We start from the raw sequence: 15010 nt of genomic DNA on the forward strand, positions 1-15010 counted from the left end.
CCGGCGTTTTTTTTTTAGCGCTGCGGTTGGGGGGGGGGGCTAGCCCCCCGACGCGTTCAAGGAACGGCAGCGGTTCGATCAATTCACGCACCGGTCGAACGCGTCGGCGGCGAAGCCGCCAACCCTACCGCCGTATCTCCCGCCCCGAAAATCCCCCTGGCGCTCTTGACATTGCGAATTCCCCTATAATGGGCTGTTTCCCCGCACCGTCCCAGCGCGTCCGCGCCTCCCAACAAGAATGACAGCGATCCAGATCAGCAACGTCGAGAAAAGCTACAAGGGCTTCAAGGCCCTCAAGGGCGTTTCCCTGAATATCGAGGAAGGCGAGTTCTTCGGCCTTCTCGGCCCCAACGGCGCCGGCAAGACCACCCTGATTTCCACCATCGCGGGCCTGATCCGTCCCGACGCGGGCAGCGTGCGCGTGCACGGCCACGACGTGGTCGGCGACTTCCGCGAAGCGCGCATGCGCCTGGGCGTGGTGCCGCAGGAGCTGGTGTTCGATCCCTTCTTCACGGTGCGCGAGACCCTGCGCCTGCAGTCCGGCTACTTTGGGATCAGGAACAACGACGCCTGGATCGACGAGGTGATGCACAACCTCGACCTGACCAACAAGGCCGACGTCAACATGCGCGCCCTGTCCGGCGGCATGAAGCGGCGCGTGCTGGTGGCCCAGGCCCTGGTGCACAAGCCGCCCGTGATCGTGCTCGACGAACCGACCGCCGGCGTCGACGTGGAACTGCGCCAGACCCTGTGGAAGTTCATCGCGCGCCTGAACCGCGAAGGCCACACCGTGGTCCTGACCACCCACTACCTCGAGGAGGCCCAGGCCATGTGCCAGCGCGTGGCCATGCTCAAGCTGGGCCAGGTGGTGGCGCTGGACACCATGCCCAACCTGCTGCGCCGCGTGTCGGGTTCGCAGCTGGTGGTACACCTCAAGAGCGGCGCGCTGCCGGAAGACCTGCGCCACCTGGTCTCGCACGACGAACACAACAACGGCAACAAATATACGCTGCGCGTGAACGACTATTCGGAGGTCGAACCTATCCTGGCGCGCCTGCGCGAGTCGGGCGCCGTGATCGACGAGATGCAGCTCGAGCAGGCCGACCTGGAAGACATCTTCATCCAGATCATGGAGGAGGGCAAGCAATGAACCTGTTCTCCGTGGGCTTTCGCACCCTGTTCTACAAGGAGTCGCTGCGCTTCTGGAAAGTCGCGACCCAGACCGTGGCGGCGCCGATCGTCACCGCCATGCTCTATCTCCTGATCTTCGGCCACGTGCTCGATGGCCGGATCGAGATGCTCGAAGGCGTGTCGTACACCGCCTTCCTGATCCCGGGACTGGTGATGATGAGTGTGCTGCAGAACGCCTTCGCCAACTCGTCCTCGTCCCTGATCCAGTCCAAGATCACCGGCAACCTGGTCTTCATCCTGCTGCCGCCGCTGTCGCACGCCGAGATCCTGTCGGCCTATGTGCTGGCCTCGGTGCTGCGCGGGATCGCGGTCGGCGCCGGTGTGTTCCTGGTCACCGCCTGGTTCGCCCACCTGAGTTTCGTGGCGCCGCTGTGGATCGTCGTATTCGCCTTCCTTGGCGCGGCCATCCTGGGCACCATGGGCGTGATCGCCGGCATCTGGGCCGAGAAATTCGACCAGCTGGCCGCTTTCCAGAACTTCCTGATCATGCCGGCGACCTTCCTGGCCGGCGTGTTCTATTCCATTCAAAAACTGCCGCCCTTCTGGCTCGCCGTCTCGCATTTCAACCCGTTCTTTTATATGATTGACGGGTTCCGCTACGGTTTCTTCGGCAAGTCCGACGTCTCGCCCTGGACCAGCCTGGCCATCGTCGCCGTGTTCTTCGCGGTGCTGGCGGCAATTGCAATCAACATGCTCAAGCGCGGCTACAAGCTGCGCCACTAACAAAGAATCTACCCAGGAGTTGTCGTGGAAACCACACCAGAACTGATCCACAGCTATATCAGCGCCGGCCTCGAATGCACCCATTTGCAGGTCCAGGGCGACGGCCGCCATTTCACGGCCGTGATCGTGTCGCCGGCCTTTGCCGGCAAGCGCCCGATCCAGCGCCACCAGCTGGTGTACGCCGCCCTCGGCGACCGCATGCGCGAAGAGATCCACGCGCTGTCGATGAAAACCCTGACCCCTGAAGAATTCGGAGGCTAAGCATGGACAAGCTCCAGATCGTCGGCGGCAAGCGCCTGAACGGCGAGATCCCGGTATCGGGCGCCAAGAACGCGGCCCTGCCCATCCTGTGCGCCGGCCTGCTCACGGCGGGCGACGTGCGTCTGTCGAACGTGCCGCGCCTGCATGACGTGCGCACCATGCTGCGCCTGCTCGAGCAGACCGGCCTCAAGGTCGACCAGGACGACGAGAACGTCACCCTGAACGGCGCCAGCATCACCTCGCTCGAAGCGCCGTATGAGCTGGTCAAGACCATGCGCGCCTCGATCCTGGTGCTGGGTCCGCTGCTGGCGCGCTTCGGCGAAGCCAAGGTCTCGCTGCCGGGCGGCTGCGCCATCGGTTCGCGCCCGGTCGACCAGCACATCAAGGGCCTGCGCCAGATGGGCGCCGAGATCACCATCGAAGGCGGCTACATCTACGCCAAGGCGCCCAACAAGCTGCAGGGCGCGCGCATCCACACCGACATGATCACCGTCACCGGCACCGAGAACCTCCTGATGGCCGCCACCCTGGCCCAGGGCGAGACCGTGCTGGAAAACGCGGCGCGCGAGCCGGAAGTGACCGACCTGGCCAACCTCCTGGTGGCCATGGGCGCGAAGATCGAAGGCATCGGCACCGACCGCCTGGTGATCCAGGGCGTGGCCGAACTGCACGGCGCCGAACACGCGGTGATTTCCGACCGCATCGAGGCCGCCACCTTCCTGTGCGCGGTCGCGGCCACCGGCGGCGACATCGTCCTGACCAACACCCGCACCGACATCTTCGACGTCGCGCTGGACAAGCTGCGCGAGATGGGCCTGCAATTGACCGTGTCGGGCAACACCATCCGCGCGCGCATGGACGGCCGTCCGAACCCGGTGTCCTTCCGCACCACGGAGTATCCTGGCTTCCCGACCGACATGCAGGCCCAGTTCATGGCCGTGAACACCATCGCCTCGGGCCCGAGCCGCGTGACCGAGACGATCTTCGAGAACCGCTTCATGCACGTGCAGGAAATGAACCGCCTGGGCGCCTCGATCCACACCGAAGGCAACACCGCCTTCATCAAGGGCGTGGACCGCCTGGTGGGCGCGCCCGTGATGGCGACCGACCTGCGCGCCTCGGCGTCCCTGGTCATCGCCGGCATGGCGGCCGAAGGCACGACCCTGGTGGACCGCATTTACCACCTGGACCGCGGCTACGACCGCATGGAAGTGAAGCTGTCGGCCGTGGGCGCCGACATCGTCCGCATCAAGTAAGCATGAATCCGAACAGTCAAAACACGAGTTCCGGCCTGATCCTGGCGCTGTCCAAGGGCCGCATCTTCGAAGACACCCTGCCGCTGCTCGCCGCGGCGGGCATCGAGGTGCTGGAAAACCCCGAGACCTCGCGCAAGCTGATCCTGCCGACCAACGACCCGGGCGTGCGCGTGCTGATCGTGCGCGCCAGCGACGTGCCGACCTATGTCCAGCACGGCGCCGCCGACTTCGGCGTGGCCGGCAAGGACGTGCTGCTCGAGCACGGCGGCGAAGGCCTGTACCAGCCGATCGACCTGCAGATCGCCAAGTGCCGCATGTCGGTCGCGGTGAACGCCGGCTTCGACTACGAGACCGCGGTGCGCCAGGGCGCGCGCCTGCGCGTGGCGACCAAGTTCGTCAACACCGCGCGCGAGCACTTCGCGGCCAAGGGCGTGCACGTCGACCTGATCAAGCTGTACGGCTCGATGGAACTGGCGCCGCTGGTCGGCCTGTCGGACGCCATCGTCGACGTGGTCTCGACCGGCGGCACCCTGCGCGCCAACAACCTGGTCGAAGTCGAAAAGATCATGGACATCTCTTCGCGCCTGGTGGTCAACCAGGCCGCGCTCAAGCTCAAGCGCGAGCGCCTGCAACCCATCCTCGACGCGTTCCAGCGCGCCTCCGCTCAACAAGGCTGACCATGGCAGTACAGATCCGCAAGCTCGATTCCACCGCTCCCGATTTCAAGCCCACCCTGGATGCGCTGCTGGCATTCGAGGCGGAGACCGATGACGCCATCGAAACGGCGGTCGCGAAGATCCTTGCGGACGTCCGCAAGCGCGGCGACGCCGCCGTGCTCGAGTACACCAACAAGTTCGACCGCATCCCGAACGGCGGCGCGTCCTCGATCGCCGCCTTCGACGTGACGCAGGAAGAACTCGACGAGGCCCTGGCCGCGATTCCCGACGCCCAGCGCGCCGCGCTGCGCACCGCCGCCGAGCGCATCCGCGTGTTCCACGAGCGCCAGAAGCAGGAACTGAACGGGTTTACCTTCACCGAGCCTGACGGCACCGTGCTGGGCCAGCGCGTCACGCCGCTCGACCGCGTCGGCATCTACGTCCCGGGCGGCAAGGCCGCCTATCCGTCCTCGGTGCTGATGAACGCGATTCCCGCACAGGTCGCGGGCGTCAAGGAAATCGTCATGGTGGTGCCGACCCCGGACGGTGTGAAGAACGCGATGGTGCTGGCCGCCGCGGCGATCGCCGGCGTGACCCGCGTGATCACCATCGGCGGCGCCCAGGCCGTCGGCGCGCTGGCCTACGGCACCGAGACCATCCCGCCCGTCGACAAGATCGTCGGCCCCGGCAACGCGTTTGTCGCCTCGGCCAAGCGCCGCGTGTTCGGCACCGTCGGCATCGACATGATCGCGGGGCCCTCCGAGATCCTGGTGCTGTGCGACGGCACCACCTCCCCGGACTGGGTGGCGATGGACCTGTTCTCGCAGGCCGAGCACGACGAGCTGGCGCAAGCCATCCTGCTGTGCCCGGACGCGGACTACATCGCCAAGGTGGAGCAGAGCATCCACAAGCTGCTGCCGACCATGCCGCGCCATGAAACCATCACGACTTCGCTGACCGATCGCGGCGCCCTGATCAAGGTGCGCGACATGGAAGAAGCCTGCGCGATCGCCAACGCCATCGCCGCCGAGCACCTGGAGATCTCGGCCGAGGAGCCGATGCAGTGGGCCGACAAGATCCGCCACGCGGGCGCCATGTTCCTGGGCCGCTTCTCGTCGGAGTCCTTGGGCGACTACTGCTGCGGCCCGAACCACGTGCTGCCGACCTCGCGCACGGCGCGCTTCTCCTCGCCGCTGGGCGTGTACGACTTCCAGAAGCGCTCGTCCATCATCCAGGTGAGCGAGCAGGGCGCGCAAACGCTCGGCAAGGTGGCGGCCGAACTGGCCTATGGCGAAGGCCTGCAGGCGCACGCGCGGAGCGCAGAACTCAGGATCAAGGCGTCATGAAAGACTGGGTCAACCAGGTCTTCTGCGAGGATGCGCTCGAAGGACTCGCGCGCATCCCGGATGCGTCCATCGACCTGGTCCTGACCGACCCGCCCTACAACCTCGGCAAGGACTACGGCAACGCCTCCGACCAGCAGAGCGTCGAAGCCTACCTGGCCTGGACCGAGCAGTGGATAGCCGCCGTGCTGCCCAAGCTGAAGGCCAACGGCAGCCTGTACATCTTCCTGACCTGGCGCTTCGCGCCCGAGATCTTCGTCATGCTGAAGAAACGCATGACGATGATGAACGAGATCATCTGGGACCGCCGCGTGCCCTCGATGGGCGGCAGCGTGCGCAGCTTCAGCTCGGTGCACGACACCATCGGCTTCTTCGTGAACCGCAAGGATTACTACTTCGACCTGGACGCGGTGCGCATTCCCTACGACGCCGAGACCAAGAAGGCCCGTTCGCGCTCGATCTTCGTCGGGGCCAAGTGGCTGGAAGTCGGCTACAACCCAAAGGACGTGTGGAGCGTGTCGCGCCTGCACCGCGAACACCCGGAACGCGCCGACCACCCGACCCAGAAACCGCTGGAGATCATCGAGCGCATGGTCAAGGCCTCCTGCCCGCCGGGCGGCGTGGTGCTCGATCCCTTCATGGGCAGCGGCACCACGGCCATCGCGGCCCAGCGCCTGGGGCGCCAGTTCACCGGCTTCGAGCTGAACCCGGCCTATTGCGAGATCATCCAGGCGCGCCTGGCGGCGCCCGAGGTGCCGCTGGCGGCCAAGGCGGCAGCCAAAAAACGCAAGGCGGCGGCCAAGGGGGCCATCGCCATCACTCCTGAAGGAAATCCATGAGCGCCATCGACAAGCTGATCGAGAACACCATCCGTGCGGACGTGCGTGCGATCGGCAGCTACCATGTGCCGGACGCCAGCGGCTACATCAAGCTCGACGCGATGGAAAATCCCTACGAGCTGCCGGAATCGCTGCGCCGCGAACTGGGCGCGCGCCTGGCCGACGCGGCCCTGAACCGCTATCCGGTGGCCTCCTACCGCACCATCAAGAACAAGATCTGCGCCAAGCTGGGCGTGCCCGCCGGCTACGACGTCCTGCTCGGCAATGGCTCGGACGAGCTGATCGCGATCATGGCCACCGCCATCGCCCGGCAAGATAAACGCGCCGTGGTGATGGCCCCGGTGCCGGCCTTCGTGATGTTTTCCCGCTCGGCCCAGTTCGCGGGCGCGGACTTCGTCGGCGTGCCGGTCAAGGCCGACTTCTCGCTCGACCGCGAGGCGATGCTGGCCGCCATCGAGCAGCACCAGCCTTCGCTGGTGTTCCTGGCCTACCCGAACAACCCCACCGGCAACCTGTTCGACGCCGCCGACATGGAAGCGGTGATCCGCGCGCTGGGCGACAGCGGCATCGCCGTGGTGGACGAGGCCTACCAGCCCTTCGCCCAGAAGAGCTTCATGGGCCGGCTGCCGGACTTCCCCAACCTGGTCGTGATGCGCACCCTGTCCAAGCTGGGCCTGGCCGGCATCCGCCTGGGCTATCTGTCCGGCAATGCCGAGCTGCTGGCCGAGTTCGAGAAAGTGCGCCCGCCCTACAACGTCAACGTGCTGACCCAGGTGGCGGCCGAGTTCGCGCTCGACCACCTGGAGATCCTGGACCGCCAGGCCGAGAGCATCAATGCCGAGCGCAGCCGACTGGCGAGCGAACTGGCGGCCCTGCCGGGTGTCGAAGTCTTTCCGTCCGCCGCGAATTTCATCTCGCTGCGGGTGCCCGACGCCGACGCCGTCTGCGCCCGTCTCCATGCCGAGAAGGTCCTGATCAAAAATTTGAGTAAAATGCATAAGCTGCTGACGAACTGCATCCGCGTCACGGTCAGCACCCCGGAAGAAAACACCCAATTCCTGACTGCCCTGAAAGCGTCCCTGTAACCGGCCTCTCCCCAAGGGGAGAAGGCCGACTGACGAGCACCCTGCAATGACCCGCACCGCCGATATCACGCGCAACACCAACGAGACGCAGATCCGCGTCGCGATCAATCTCGACGGCACCGGCCGCCAGAAGCTGAACACTGGCGTTCCCTTCCTCGACCATATGCTGGACCAGATCGCGCGCCACGGCATGATCGACCTCGAGGTCGAAGCCGTCGGCGACCTGCACATCGATGCGCACCATACCGTCGAGGACACCGGCATCACCCTCGGCATGGCGGTGGCCAAGGCCGTCGGCGACAAGAAGGGCATCCGCCGCTACGGCCATTCCTATGTGCCGCTCGACGAGGCGCTGTCGCGCGTGGTGATCGACTTCTCCGGCCGTCCGGGCCTGGAAATGCACATTCCGTTCACGCGCGCCATGATCGGCACCTTCGACGTCGACCTGACGGGCGAGTTCTTCCGCGGCTTCGTCAACCACGCCGGCGTGACCCTGCACATCGACAACCTGCGCGGCGTGAACGCCCACCACCAGTGCGAAACCGTGTTCAAGGCCTTTGGGCGCGCCCTGCGCATGGCCACCGAGCTGGACGAACGCGCCGCCGGCATCATTCCTTCGACCAAAGGCAGCCTCTGAGGCCCACACCATGACGAACAAGATTGTGGTGGTGGACGGCCTCGGCAACCTGCGCTCGGTGGCGCAGGCCCTGCGCGCGGCCGCGCCGGAAGCCGAAGTGCTGGTCTCGAGCAAGGCCGCCGACATCGACGCGGCCGACCGCATCGTCCTCCCCGGCCAGGGCGCGATGCGCGACTGCATGAACAGCCTGCGTGAATCCGGCGCCGAGGAAGCCCTGCTGCGCGCCGTGAAGAACAAGCCGGTCATGGGCGTGTGCGTCGGCGAGCAAATGCTGTTCGAGTCCAGCGAGGAAAACGAGGGTACCCCCGGCCTGGGCCTGCTGCCCGGCAAGGTGGTACGCTTCCAGCTCGACGGCAAGCTGCAGGCGGACGGCTCGCGCTTCAAGGTCCCGCAGATGGGCTGGAACCGCGTGCGCCAGACCCGCGCCCACCCGCTGTGGGAAGGCGTGGCCGACAACAGCTATTTCTATTTCGTGCACAGTTACTATGCGGCGCCGGGCGACCCGTCCGACACCATCGGCGAGGCCGACTACGGCGCGCCCTACTGCTGCGCGGTGGCGCGCGACAATCTCGTCGCCACCCAGTTCCACCCCGAAAAGAGCGCGGCCGCAGGGCTGCGCCTGTACCGTAATTTCATTCACTGGAATCCTTGAACTCCCGTTCAATCCCGTCAACCAAACGACCACCATCATGCTGCTGATCCCCGCCATCGACCTGAAAGACGGTCACTGCGTTCGCCTGAAACAGGGCGATATGGACCTCGCCACCGTGTTTTCCGAAGATCCCGCCGAAATGGCGCTGCACTGGCTCAAGAAAGGCGCGCGCCGGCTGCACCTGGTGGACCTGAACGGCGCGTTCGCGGGCAAGCCCAAGAACGAAGCGGCGATCAAGTCGATCCTGCAAGTGGTGCAGGAATACGCCGACCAGAACGACCTGGACGAGATCCCGGTCCAGCTGGGCGGCGGCATCCGCGACCTCGACACCATCGAGCGTTACCTGGACGACGGCATCACATACATCATCGTCGGCACCGCCGCGGTGAAGAACCCGGGCTTCCTGCACGACGCCTGCGGCGCCTTCCCGGGCAGCATCATCGTCGGCCTGGACGCCAAGGACGGCAAGGTCGCCACCGACGGCTGGAGCAAGATGTCGGGCCACGAGGTCATCGACCTGGCCAAGAAATTCGAAGGCTACGGCGTGGAATCGATCGTCTACACCGACATCGGCCGCGACGGCATGATGGCCGGCGTGAACATCGAAGCCACCGTCAAGCTGGCCCAGGCCGTGCGCATCCCGATCATCGCCTCGGGCGGCGTGCACAACCTGGCCGACGTGGAAGCGCTGTGCGCGGTGCAGGACGAAGGCATCGAAGGCGTGATCTGCGGCCGATCGATCTATGAAGGCACGCTGGATTTGACTTCGGCGCAGGTGCGTGCCGATGAACTGACTGAAGGCGCGGACGCTTAATCGTCAGTCCGCAGCCTTGGCACGTCATCCCCGCCAGTGGCGGGGATGACGTGCGTACGCTAACGATGGACTCAGGCTAACGCCACAAATTTTATGCTCGCAAAACGCATCATCCCCTGCCTCGACGTCACCGGCGGCCGTGTGGTCAAGGGCGTCAACTTCACCGAGCTGCGCGATGCCGGCGACCCGGTCGAGATCGCACGCCGCTATGACGGGCAGGGCGCCGACGAGATCACCTTCCTCGACATCACCGCCTCCAGCGACGGCCGCGACCTGATCCTGCCGATCATCGAAGCGGTGGCCTCGACCGTCTTCATTCCGCTCACCGTCGGTGGCGGCGTGCGCAAGGTCGAGGACGTGCGCCGCCTGCTGAACGCGGGCGCCGACAAGGTCAGCATGAACACCTCGGCCGTCACCAACCCGCAACTGGTGTTCGACGCCTCGCAAAAGCACGGCTCGCAGTGCATCGTGGTGGCGATCGACGCCAAGCAGGTCGCGCCCGGCAAGTGGGAGGTCTTCACCCATGGCGGACGCAACGCCACCGGCCTCGACGCCGTCGAGTGGGCGCGCAAGATGGAAAGCCTGGGCGCCGGCGAGCTGCTGCTCACCTCCATGGACCGCGACGGCACCAAGGTCGGTTTCGACCTGGGCCTGACGCGCGCCGTCTCGGACGCGGTCGGCATCTCCGTGATCGCCTCGGGCGGCGTGGGCGGCTTGCAGGACCTGGCCGACGGCATCCTGGAAGGCCACGCCGATGCGGTGCTGGCGGCCAGCATCTTCCACTACGGGCAGCACACGGTGGGCGAAGCCAAGCGCTACATGGCCGAGCGTGGCATCCCGATGCGGCTGGAGTGAACATGGCGACCAACGCAAAATGGCTGAACAAGGTGCGCTGGGACGAACACGGCCTGGTGCCGGTGATCGCCCAGGAAGCCGCCACCGGCGACATCCTGATGTTCGCCTGGATGAACCGCGAAGCGCTGGCCAGGACCGCCGAGCTGGGCGAAGCCGTGTACTGGAGCCGCTCGCGCAAGAAGCTGTGGCACAAGGGCGAAGAGTCCGGCCACGTGCAGAAGGTGCTGGAAATGCGCCTCGACTGCGACGAGGACGTGGTGCTGCTCAAGATCGAGCAGGCGGGCGGCATCGCCTGCCACACCGGGCGCCACTCCTGTTTCTTCCAGAAATTCGACGGCGCCGACTGGCAGACGGCCGAGCCGGTGCTGAAGGATCCCGACACCATTTATTCCGCGGATAAGAAACCCTCATGAGCGTTACCCTGGCCCGTGTCGCGGCCGTGATCGAATCGCGCAAGCTGGAAAACGGCGGCGATCCCGACAAATCCTATGTGGCCAAGCTGTTCGCCAAGGGCGACGACGCCATCCTCAAGAAGATCGGCGAAGAAGCCACCGAGACCGTGATGGCGGCCAAGGACGCGCGCGTCTCCGGCGACGCCTCCAAGGTCCTGTACGAGTGCGCCGACCTGTGGTTCCACTCGATGGTGCTGCTGGCCCGCTTCGACCTGACCCCGCAGCAGGTGCTCGACGAGCTGGCGCGCCGCGAAGGACTGTCTGGACTCGACGAAAAAGCTGCCCGGAAAGAGTAGTCGGTCCTCACTTGCAATCTTTCGACTGGCTTCGGTGACAACATCGTCATCCCAATGTCATGCGGCGCTGGTAGGATAGTCGAGTTTTCCAAATGGAAAGCACCGTAATCATCTGGAGACAAGATGGACAACTGCATTTTTTGCAAGATCGTCGCCAAGCAGATCCCGGCCACCGTCGTCTACGAGGACGACGACCTGCTTGCCTTCAAGGACATCAACCCGGCCGCGCCGGTGCACCTGCTGGTGATTCCGAAGCAGCACGTGGACACCCTGTCCGACTGCACCGGCGAGCACGCCGCCGTGCTGGGCAAGATGCTGGCGCTCGCGCCCAGGCTTGCCGAGGAACACGGAGTCGCGGTGAAGACCGACGGCAAGGGCGGACGCAGCGGCGGCTTCAAGACCCTGATCAACAGCGGTCCGGACGGCGGGCAGGAGGTCTACCACCTGCACCTGCATATGTACGGCGGCAAGCGCCCCTGGCGTGGTCTCGGCACCTAAGCCCGGTCTAAGCTTTTATATGGGGGCAAGAGCCCCACATCGCGTATACTGAAACATACGCATTCCCGATTTTCAGGCGCTTGCGCCTTGCTAGGAGACAAACATGGGTTCGATGAGTATTTGGCACTGGGTCATTGTCCTGGTCGTCGTGATGCTGATTTTCGGCACCAAGAAGATCGGCAATATCGGTTCCGATCTCGGCAAAGCAGTGAAGGGCTTCAAGGACGGCGTGAAGGGTGACGAAGAGAAGGCCAATGCGGCCAACGCCAACCCGAACGCTTCCACCACCCAGCCGCAGCAGGTCGCCGACAAGACGACCATCGACGTGGAAGCCCGCGACAAGACCCGTTCGTAATTCCAGGGTCCCATGATCGATCTCGGACTGTCCAAACTCGCGATCATCGGCGTCGTCGCCCTGGTCGTGATCGGCCCTGAAAAGCTGCCGAAGGTGGCGCGCATGGCGGGCACCCTGTACGGGCGCGCCCAGCGCTACCTGCACGACGTGAAGTCCGAAGTCAGCCGCGAGATCGAACTGGACGAGCTGCGTAACCTGCACAAGGAAGTGCAGGAGAGCGCGCAGTCGTTCAAGGACGAGGTCGAGCACACGGTCCACAGCCACGTCGACGAGGTCGAGGCGCTGTGGGACGGCCGCGCGGCCCATGATTCCGGCTTCAACGTGCCGGCCACGCCGCAGGACATCGAGCGCAAGGCGCGCGACTTCCGCCGCAAGAAGCTGGTGCGCACCTCGAGCGTGCCGGCCTGGTACAAGAACCGCCATGGCACCAAGCGCCATGTGATGTCGGGCGCCGCGCGGGTGCGCAAGTTCCGCCCCGGCGTCAAATCCACTACTACCTTCTTCTGATGACTGAGCAAGCCGCCGGCGAAGAAACCTTCATCTCCCACCTGGTCGAGCTGCGGGACCGCCTGGTCAAGGCCTCGATCGGGATCGCGATCGTGTGCGCGGCGCTGATGCTGTGGCCGGGTCCTTCGCACATCTACGACCTCATTGCCGCACCGATGATCGCTTCGCTGCCGGTCGGCTCCAAGATGATCGCCACCGGCGTGATTTCGCCTTTCCTGGTGCCGATGAAGGTCACCCTGCTGCTGGCCTTCATCCTGGCGCTGCCCTGGGTGTTCTACCAGGCCTGGGCCTTCATCGCGCCCGGCCTGTACGCCCACGAGAAGCGTCTGGTGCTGCCGCTGGTGATCTCGTCCTCGCTGCTGTTCATCGCCGGCGTGGCCTTCTGCTACTTCTTCGTGTTCGGCCGTGTGTTCCACTTCATCGGCGAGTTCGCACCGCAGTCGATCGCGGTGACCCCGGACATCGAGAACTACCTCGACTTCGTGATGTCGATGTGCCTGGCCTTCGGCGTTACCTTCGAAGTGCCGGTGGTGGTGGTGATCCTGGTGCGCATGAACATGGTCAGCCTGCAGAAGCTGCGCGAGATCCGCTCCTACGTGATCGTCGGCGCTTTCGTGATCGCCGCCATCGTCACGCCGCCGGACGTGGTCAGCCAGCTGGCGCTGGCGATTCCGATGTGCCTGCTCTACGAGCTGGGGCTGCTGCTGGCGCCGGTGTTCGTCAGGGCGACGCAGAGACCGGAAGAGACGGTGTAAGCGTCATCCCAACGCCCACCAACGTCATCCCCGCCTGCGCGGGGATGACGTGTTAAGGGCGCGGGCCGTAAGCAAAGGCTAGGGGCAATTCCCGATGACGTAATACCCCGCCGACGTCTGCGCCAGGGTCGTCGTATAGAAGGTATTGTTCAAGCCCATATTCTGATTCGACCCGTTCGCCAGCGCATAGCCTCCGCTGTTATGCGCCCGCCCCGCCGTCACATGCGCATAGTTGCTGGCCGTCGTCGACGTGCACACGAAGCCCGAGCTCGTCGTTCCTGTCACCGCTGAAGACAGCGCGCTTTCCCCGCCATTCCCGAGCGCCGACACCTGGTAGCTATAACTCATCGACGCCGCCAGTCCCGTATCCGTATAGCCGGTCGCGGTCAGCGCCGAGGCATTCACCTTTGTTCCATTGCGGTAGACGTTGTAGCCAGTCGCCCCGTTGGCCGCATTCCACGACAAGGCGATGCTGTTCGCCGTCCGCGTCCCGACCGCGAGGCCGGCGGGCGGCTGCAGGGCCGGCGCCGTGCCGACCAGGAATTGCGGGATCGCGCAGGAGGCCGACACCTGGCCCGTGCCGCCGGTGGCCGTGACGCTGCCCGTGTAATAGCCGTCGGCGCGCGCGCCATAGGCCTTGCTGAAGCTGGCGCCGCTGCCGGCCGCGGCATCGTCCACCGGCGAAGGCCCGCTGAGCACCACCCGGTAGCTGGCGACCGAGCCGCCGGCCACCGTGGCCGCGCCGTTCACCGTCACCGTCGATCCCGAGACGCTGGCGCTGCATGCGCTCATGGTCGGCGCCGGCGCGCGCGCCACGCGCAGGTTGTTCTTGAACCAGAAATCCATCACGAAGGACGGGTAGTTCACCGTGCTCGCGTTGACGTAATTGCTGTTCTGGCCACCGCTGCCGGCCGGCCAGGCGTGGGCCAGGCCGGACACCGCGATTTCCGAGGTGCGCAGCTTGCCGTTCGCGTCCAGGTAGGGCGTGTTGCTGCCGCCGGTCGGCACCGTGACGGTCGCGCCCTTGGTGTAGGCGCCGCCGTAGACCTGGCGCATGGCCGCCGCGTCGAGCGGGCCGTAGGCCTGGGCTACCGTGTAGTCGCTGGCGCCCCAGATGACGCTCGCGACCTGGGTCGAGAAGTGGCTGGCGTTCGTTCCGGCCCATGAGGTGCAGCTATTGGCCACGCTGGCCGCGGTCGTGCCCGAGGGGACCATGGAGATCTGCGAGGTCGACACGGTGGGCGCCGGCCCCGCATTGATGCCGATGCCGGCGAAGATGTCGGGCGCCACGCAGCCCAGCACCATGGTCTTGGCGCCGCCCGAGGACAGGCCGGTGACGTAGACCTGCTTGGGGTCGATCGCATACTGTGGGTTGCCGAGGAAGCGGTTGACCAGGTCGAGCAGCACCGCGTTGTGGCCGTAGCTGCGGCTGCGGTTGGTGGCGGCCCAGTCCCAGCAGTGGGCGGAGTACAGGTTGCCGGTGGCGTTGGGCGCCAGGATCACGGCGCCGTACTGGTCGGCCGCCGCCTTCCAGTTGTAGCCCTTGTCGCTGGCGCCGTCGATGACGTCGTTGCCGGCGGTTTGGGCGCAGCCGTGCAGCACCAGCACCAGCGCGCGCTTGCCGTCCAGGGCTGGCTGGGTCGCCGGCCAGTAGTAGTAGCCGGTGAGGGCGCCGCCGTTGGTGGTGTCGGTCGCCCAGGTCTGGTTGGCGCTCCAGCTTCCCGGTCCGGCCTGGACCTGGGCCTGGGCGGGTGTCCACGATGCGAATAATGCCAGGCAGGCGGCCGCCGCTGCCGCCCGATTCATGCGTAATGCCATTGAAGCCTCCGTTCATT

At 65.6% G+C, this 15010-nt stretch carries 19 protein-coding genes; 18 read left to right on the plus strand and 1 reads right to left on the minus strand.

The features are described 5' to 3' along the window. Positions 1-238 precede the first annotated feature (238 nt). The 18 genes from KBW98_RS15360 (at position 239) to tatC (ending at position 13175) form a co-directional block, all read left to right on the plus strand. Positions 239-1150 (plus strand): ABC transporter ATP-binding protein, encoded by a 912-nt coding sequence (locus KBW98_RS15360; protein ID WP_211521026.1) that lies wholly within the window; start codon positions 239-241, stop codon positions 1148-1150. Further along, complete coding sequence (locus tag KBW98_RS15365) at positions 1147-1914, plus strand: ABC transporter permease (RefSeq protein WP_211521027.1); 768 nt, start codon at positions 1147-1149, stop codon at positions 1912-1914. The genes KBW98_RS15360 and KBW98_RS15365 overlap by 4 nt, the downstream gene beginning before the upstream one ends. 24 nt (positions 1915-1938) lie before the next feature. Then, on the plus strand, positions 1939-2175 hold the full coding sequence (locus tag KBW98_RS15370) for a BolA/IbaG family iron-sulfur metabolism protein (RefSeq protein WP_211521028.1): 237 nt from the start codon (positions 1939-1941) through the stop codon (positions 2173-2175). 2 nt (positions 2176-2177) lie between these two features. Beyond that, a complete protein-coding gene (murA, locus tag KBW98_RS15375; protein WP_211521029.1) occupies positions 2178-3431 on the plus strand; it encodes a UDP-N-acetylglucosamine 1-carboxyvinyltransferase in 1254 nt (417 codons plus the stop codon). 2 nt (positions 3432-3433) lie between these two features. After that, positions 3434-4108, plus strand: a complete 675-nt coding sequence (gene hisG / locus KBW98_RS15380) for an ATP phosphoribosyltransferase (protein ID WP_211521030.1) — start codon at positions 3434-3436, stop codon at positions 4106-4108. A 2-nt stretch (positions 4109-4110) separates the two neighbouring features. Beyond that, positions 4111-5433 carry a histidinol dehydrogenase gene (hisD, locus tag KBW98_RS15385; RefSeq protein WP_211521031.1) on the plus strand — a complete coding sequence of 441 codons (1323 nt, stop codon included), beginning with the start codon at positions 4111-4113 and terminating at the stop codon, positions 5431-5433. Next, the gene (locus tag KBW98_RS15390; protein ID WP_211521032.1) at positions 5430-6269 is read left to right on the plus strand and encodes a site-specific DNA-methyltransferase; all 840 of its coding nucleotides are present in this window, start codon (positions 5430-5432) and stop codon (positions 6267-6269) included. Before hisD ends, KBW98_RS15390 begins: the two co-directional genes overlap by 4 nt. After that, positions 6266-7354 carry a histidinol-phosphate transaminase gene (hisC, locus tag KBW98_RS15395; protein ID WP_211521033.1) on the plus strand — a complete coding sequence of 363 codons (1089 nt, stop codon included), beginning with the start codon at positions 6266-6268 and terminating at the stop codon, positions 7352-7354. The genes KBW98_RS15390 and hisC overlap by 4 nt, the downstream gene beginning before the upstream one ends. 46 nt (positions 7355-7400) lie before the next feature. Beyond that, positions 7401-7991 (plus strand): imidazoleglycerol-phosphate dehydratase HisB, encoded by a 591-nt coding sequence (gene hisB, locus KBW98_RS15400; RefSeq protein WP_211521034.1) that lies wholly within the window; start codon positions 7401-7403, stop codon positions 7989-7991. Between the two features lie 10 nt (positions 7992-8001). Continuing rightward, the gene (gene hisH, locus KBW98_RS15405; RefSeq protein ID WP_211521035.1) at positions 8002-8643 is read left to right on the plus strand and encodes an imidazole glycerol phosphate synthase subunit HisH; all 642 of its coding nucleotides are present in this window, start codon (positions 8002-8004) and stop codon (positions 8641-8643) included. A gap of 37 nt (positions 8644-8680) precedes the next feature. Further along, a complete protein-coding gene (hisA, locus tag KBW98_RS15410; protein WP_211521036.1) occupies positions 8681-9457 on the plus strand; it encodes a 1-(5-phosphoribosyl)-5-[(5-phosphoribosylamino)methylideneamino]imidazole-4-carboxamide isomerase in 777 nt (258 codons plus the stop codon). 93 nt (positions 9458-9550) lie between these two features. Beyond that, the gene (gene hisF, locus KBW98_RS15415; RefSeq protein WP_211521037.1) at positions 9551-10312 is read left to right on the plus strand and encodes an imidazole glycerol phosphate synthase subunit HisF; all 762 of its coding nucleotides are present in this window, start codon (positions 9551-9553) and stop codon (positions 10310-10312) included. Positions 10313-10314: 2 nt separating this feature from the next. Then, positions 10315-10725, plus strand: coding sequence for a phosphoribosyl-AMP cyclohydrolase (hisI, locus tag KBW98_RS15420; protein ID WP_211521038.1), 411 nt, complete (start codon positions 10315-10317; stop codon positions 10723-10725). After that, the gene (locus KBW98_RS15425; RefSeq protein ID WP_211521039.1) at positions 10722-11060 is read left to right on the plus strand and encodes a phosphoribosyl-ATP diphosphatase; all 339 of its coding nucleotides are present in this window, start codon (positions 10722-10724) and stop codon (positions 11058-11060) included. Before hisI ends, KBW98_RS15425 begins: the two co-directional genes overlap by 4 nt. Positions 11061-11183: 123 nt before the next feature. Continuing rightward, positions 11184-11558: a histidine triad nucleotide-binding protein gene (locus KBW98_RS15430; protein ID WP_211521040.1), complete on the plus strand. Its 375-nt coding sequence runs from the start codon at positions 11184-11186 to the stop codon at positions 11556-11558. Between the two features lie 103 nt (positions 11559-11661). Beyond that, complete coding sequence (tatA, locus tag KBW98_RS15435) at positions 11662-11913, plus strand: Sec-independent protein translocase subunit TatA (protein WP_211521041.1); 252 nt, start codon at positions 11662-11664, stop codon at positions 11911-11913. A gap of 12 nt (positions 11914-11925) precedes the next feature. Then, complete coding sequence (gene tatB, locus KBW98_RS15440; protein WP_211521042.1) at positions 11926-12420, plus strand: Sec-independent protein translocase protein TatB; 495 nt, start codon at positions 11926-11928, stop codon at positions 12418-12420. After that, a complete protein-coding gene (gene tatC, locus KBW98_RS15445) occupies positions 12420-13175 on the plus strand; it encodes a twin-arginine translocase subunit TatC (protein WP_211521043.1) in 756 nt (251 codons plus the stop codon). The genes tatB and tatC overlap by 1 nt, the downstream gene beginning before the upstream one ends. Positions 13176-13253: 78 nt before the next feature. Here the strand turns inward: tatC and KBW98_RS15450 are convergent, their stop codons facing one another. Then, on the minus strand, positions 13254-14981 hold the full coding sequence (locus tag KBW98_RS15450) for a PHB depolymerase family esterase (protein ID WP_229429223.1): 1728 nt from the start codon (positions 14979-14981) through the stop codon (positions 13254-13256). Positions 14982-15010: the final 29 nt, after the last annotated feature.

The organism is Massilia sp. ST3, from assembly GCF_018119405.1.
Lineage (GTDB): Bacteria > Pseudomonadota > Gammaproteobacteria > Burkholderiales > Burkholderiaceae_D > Telluria.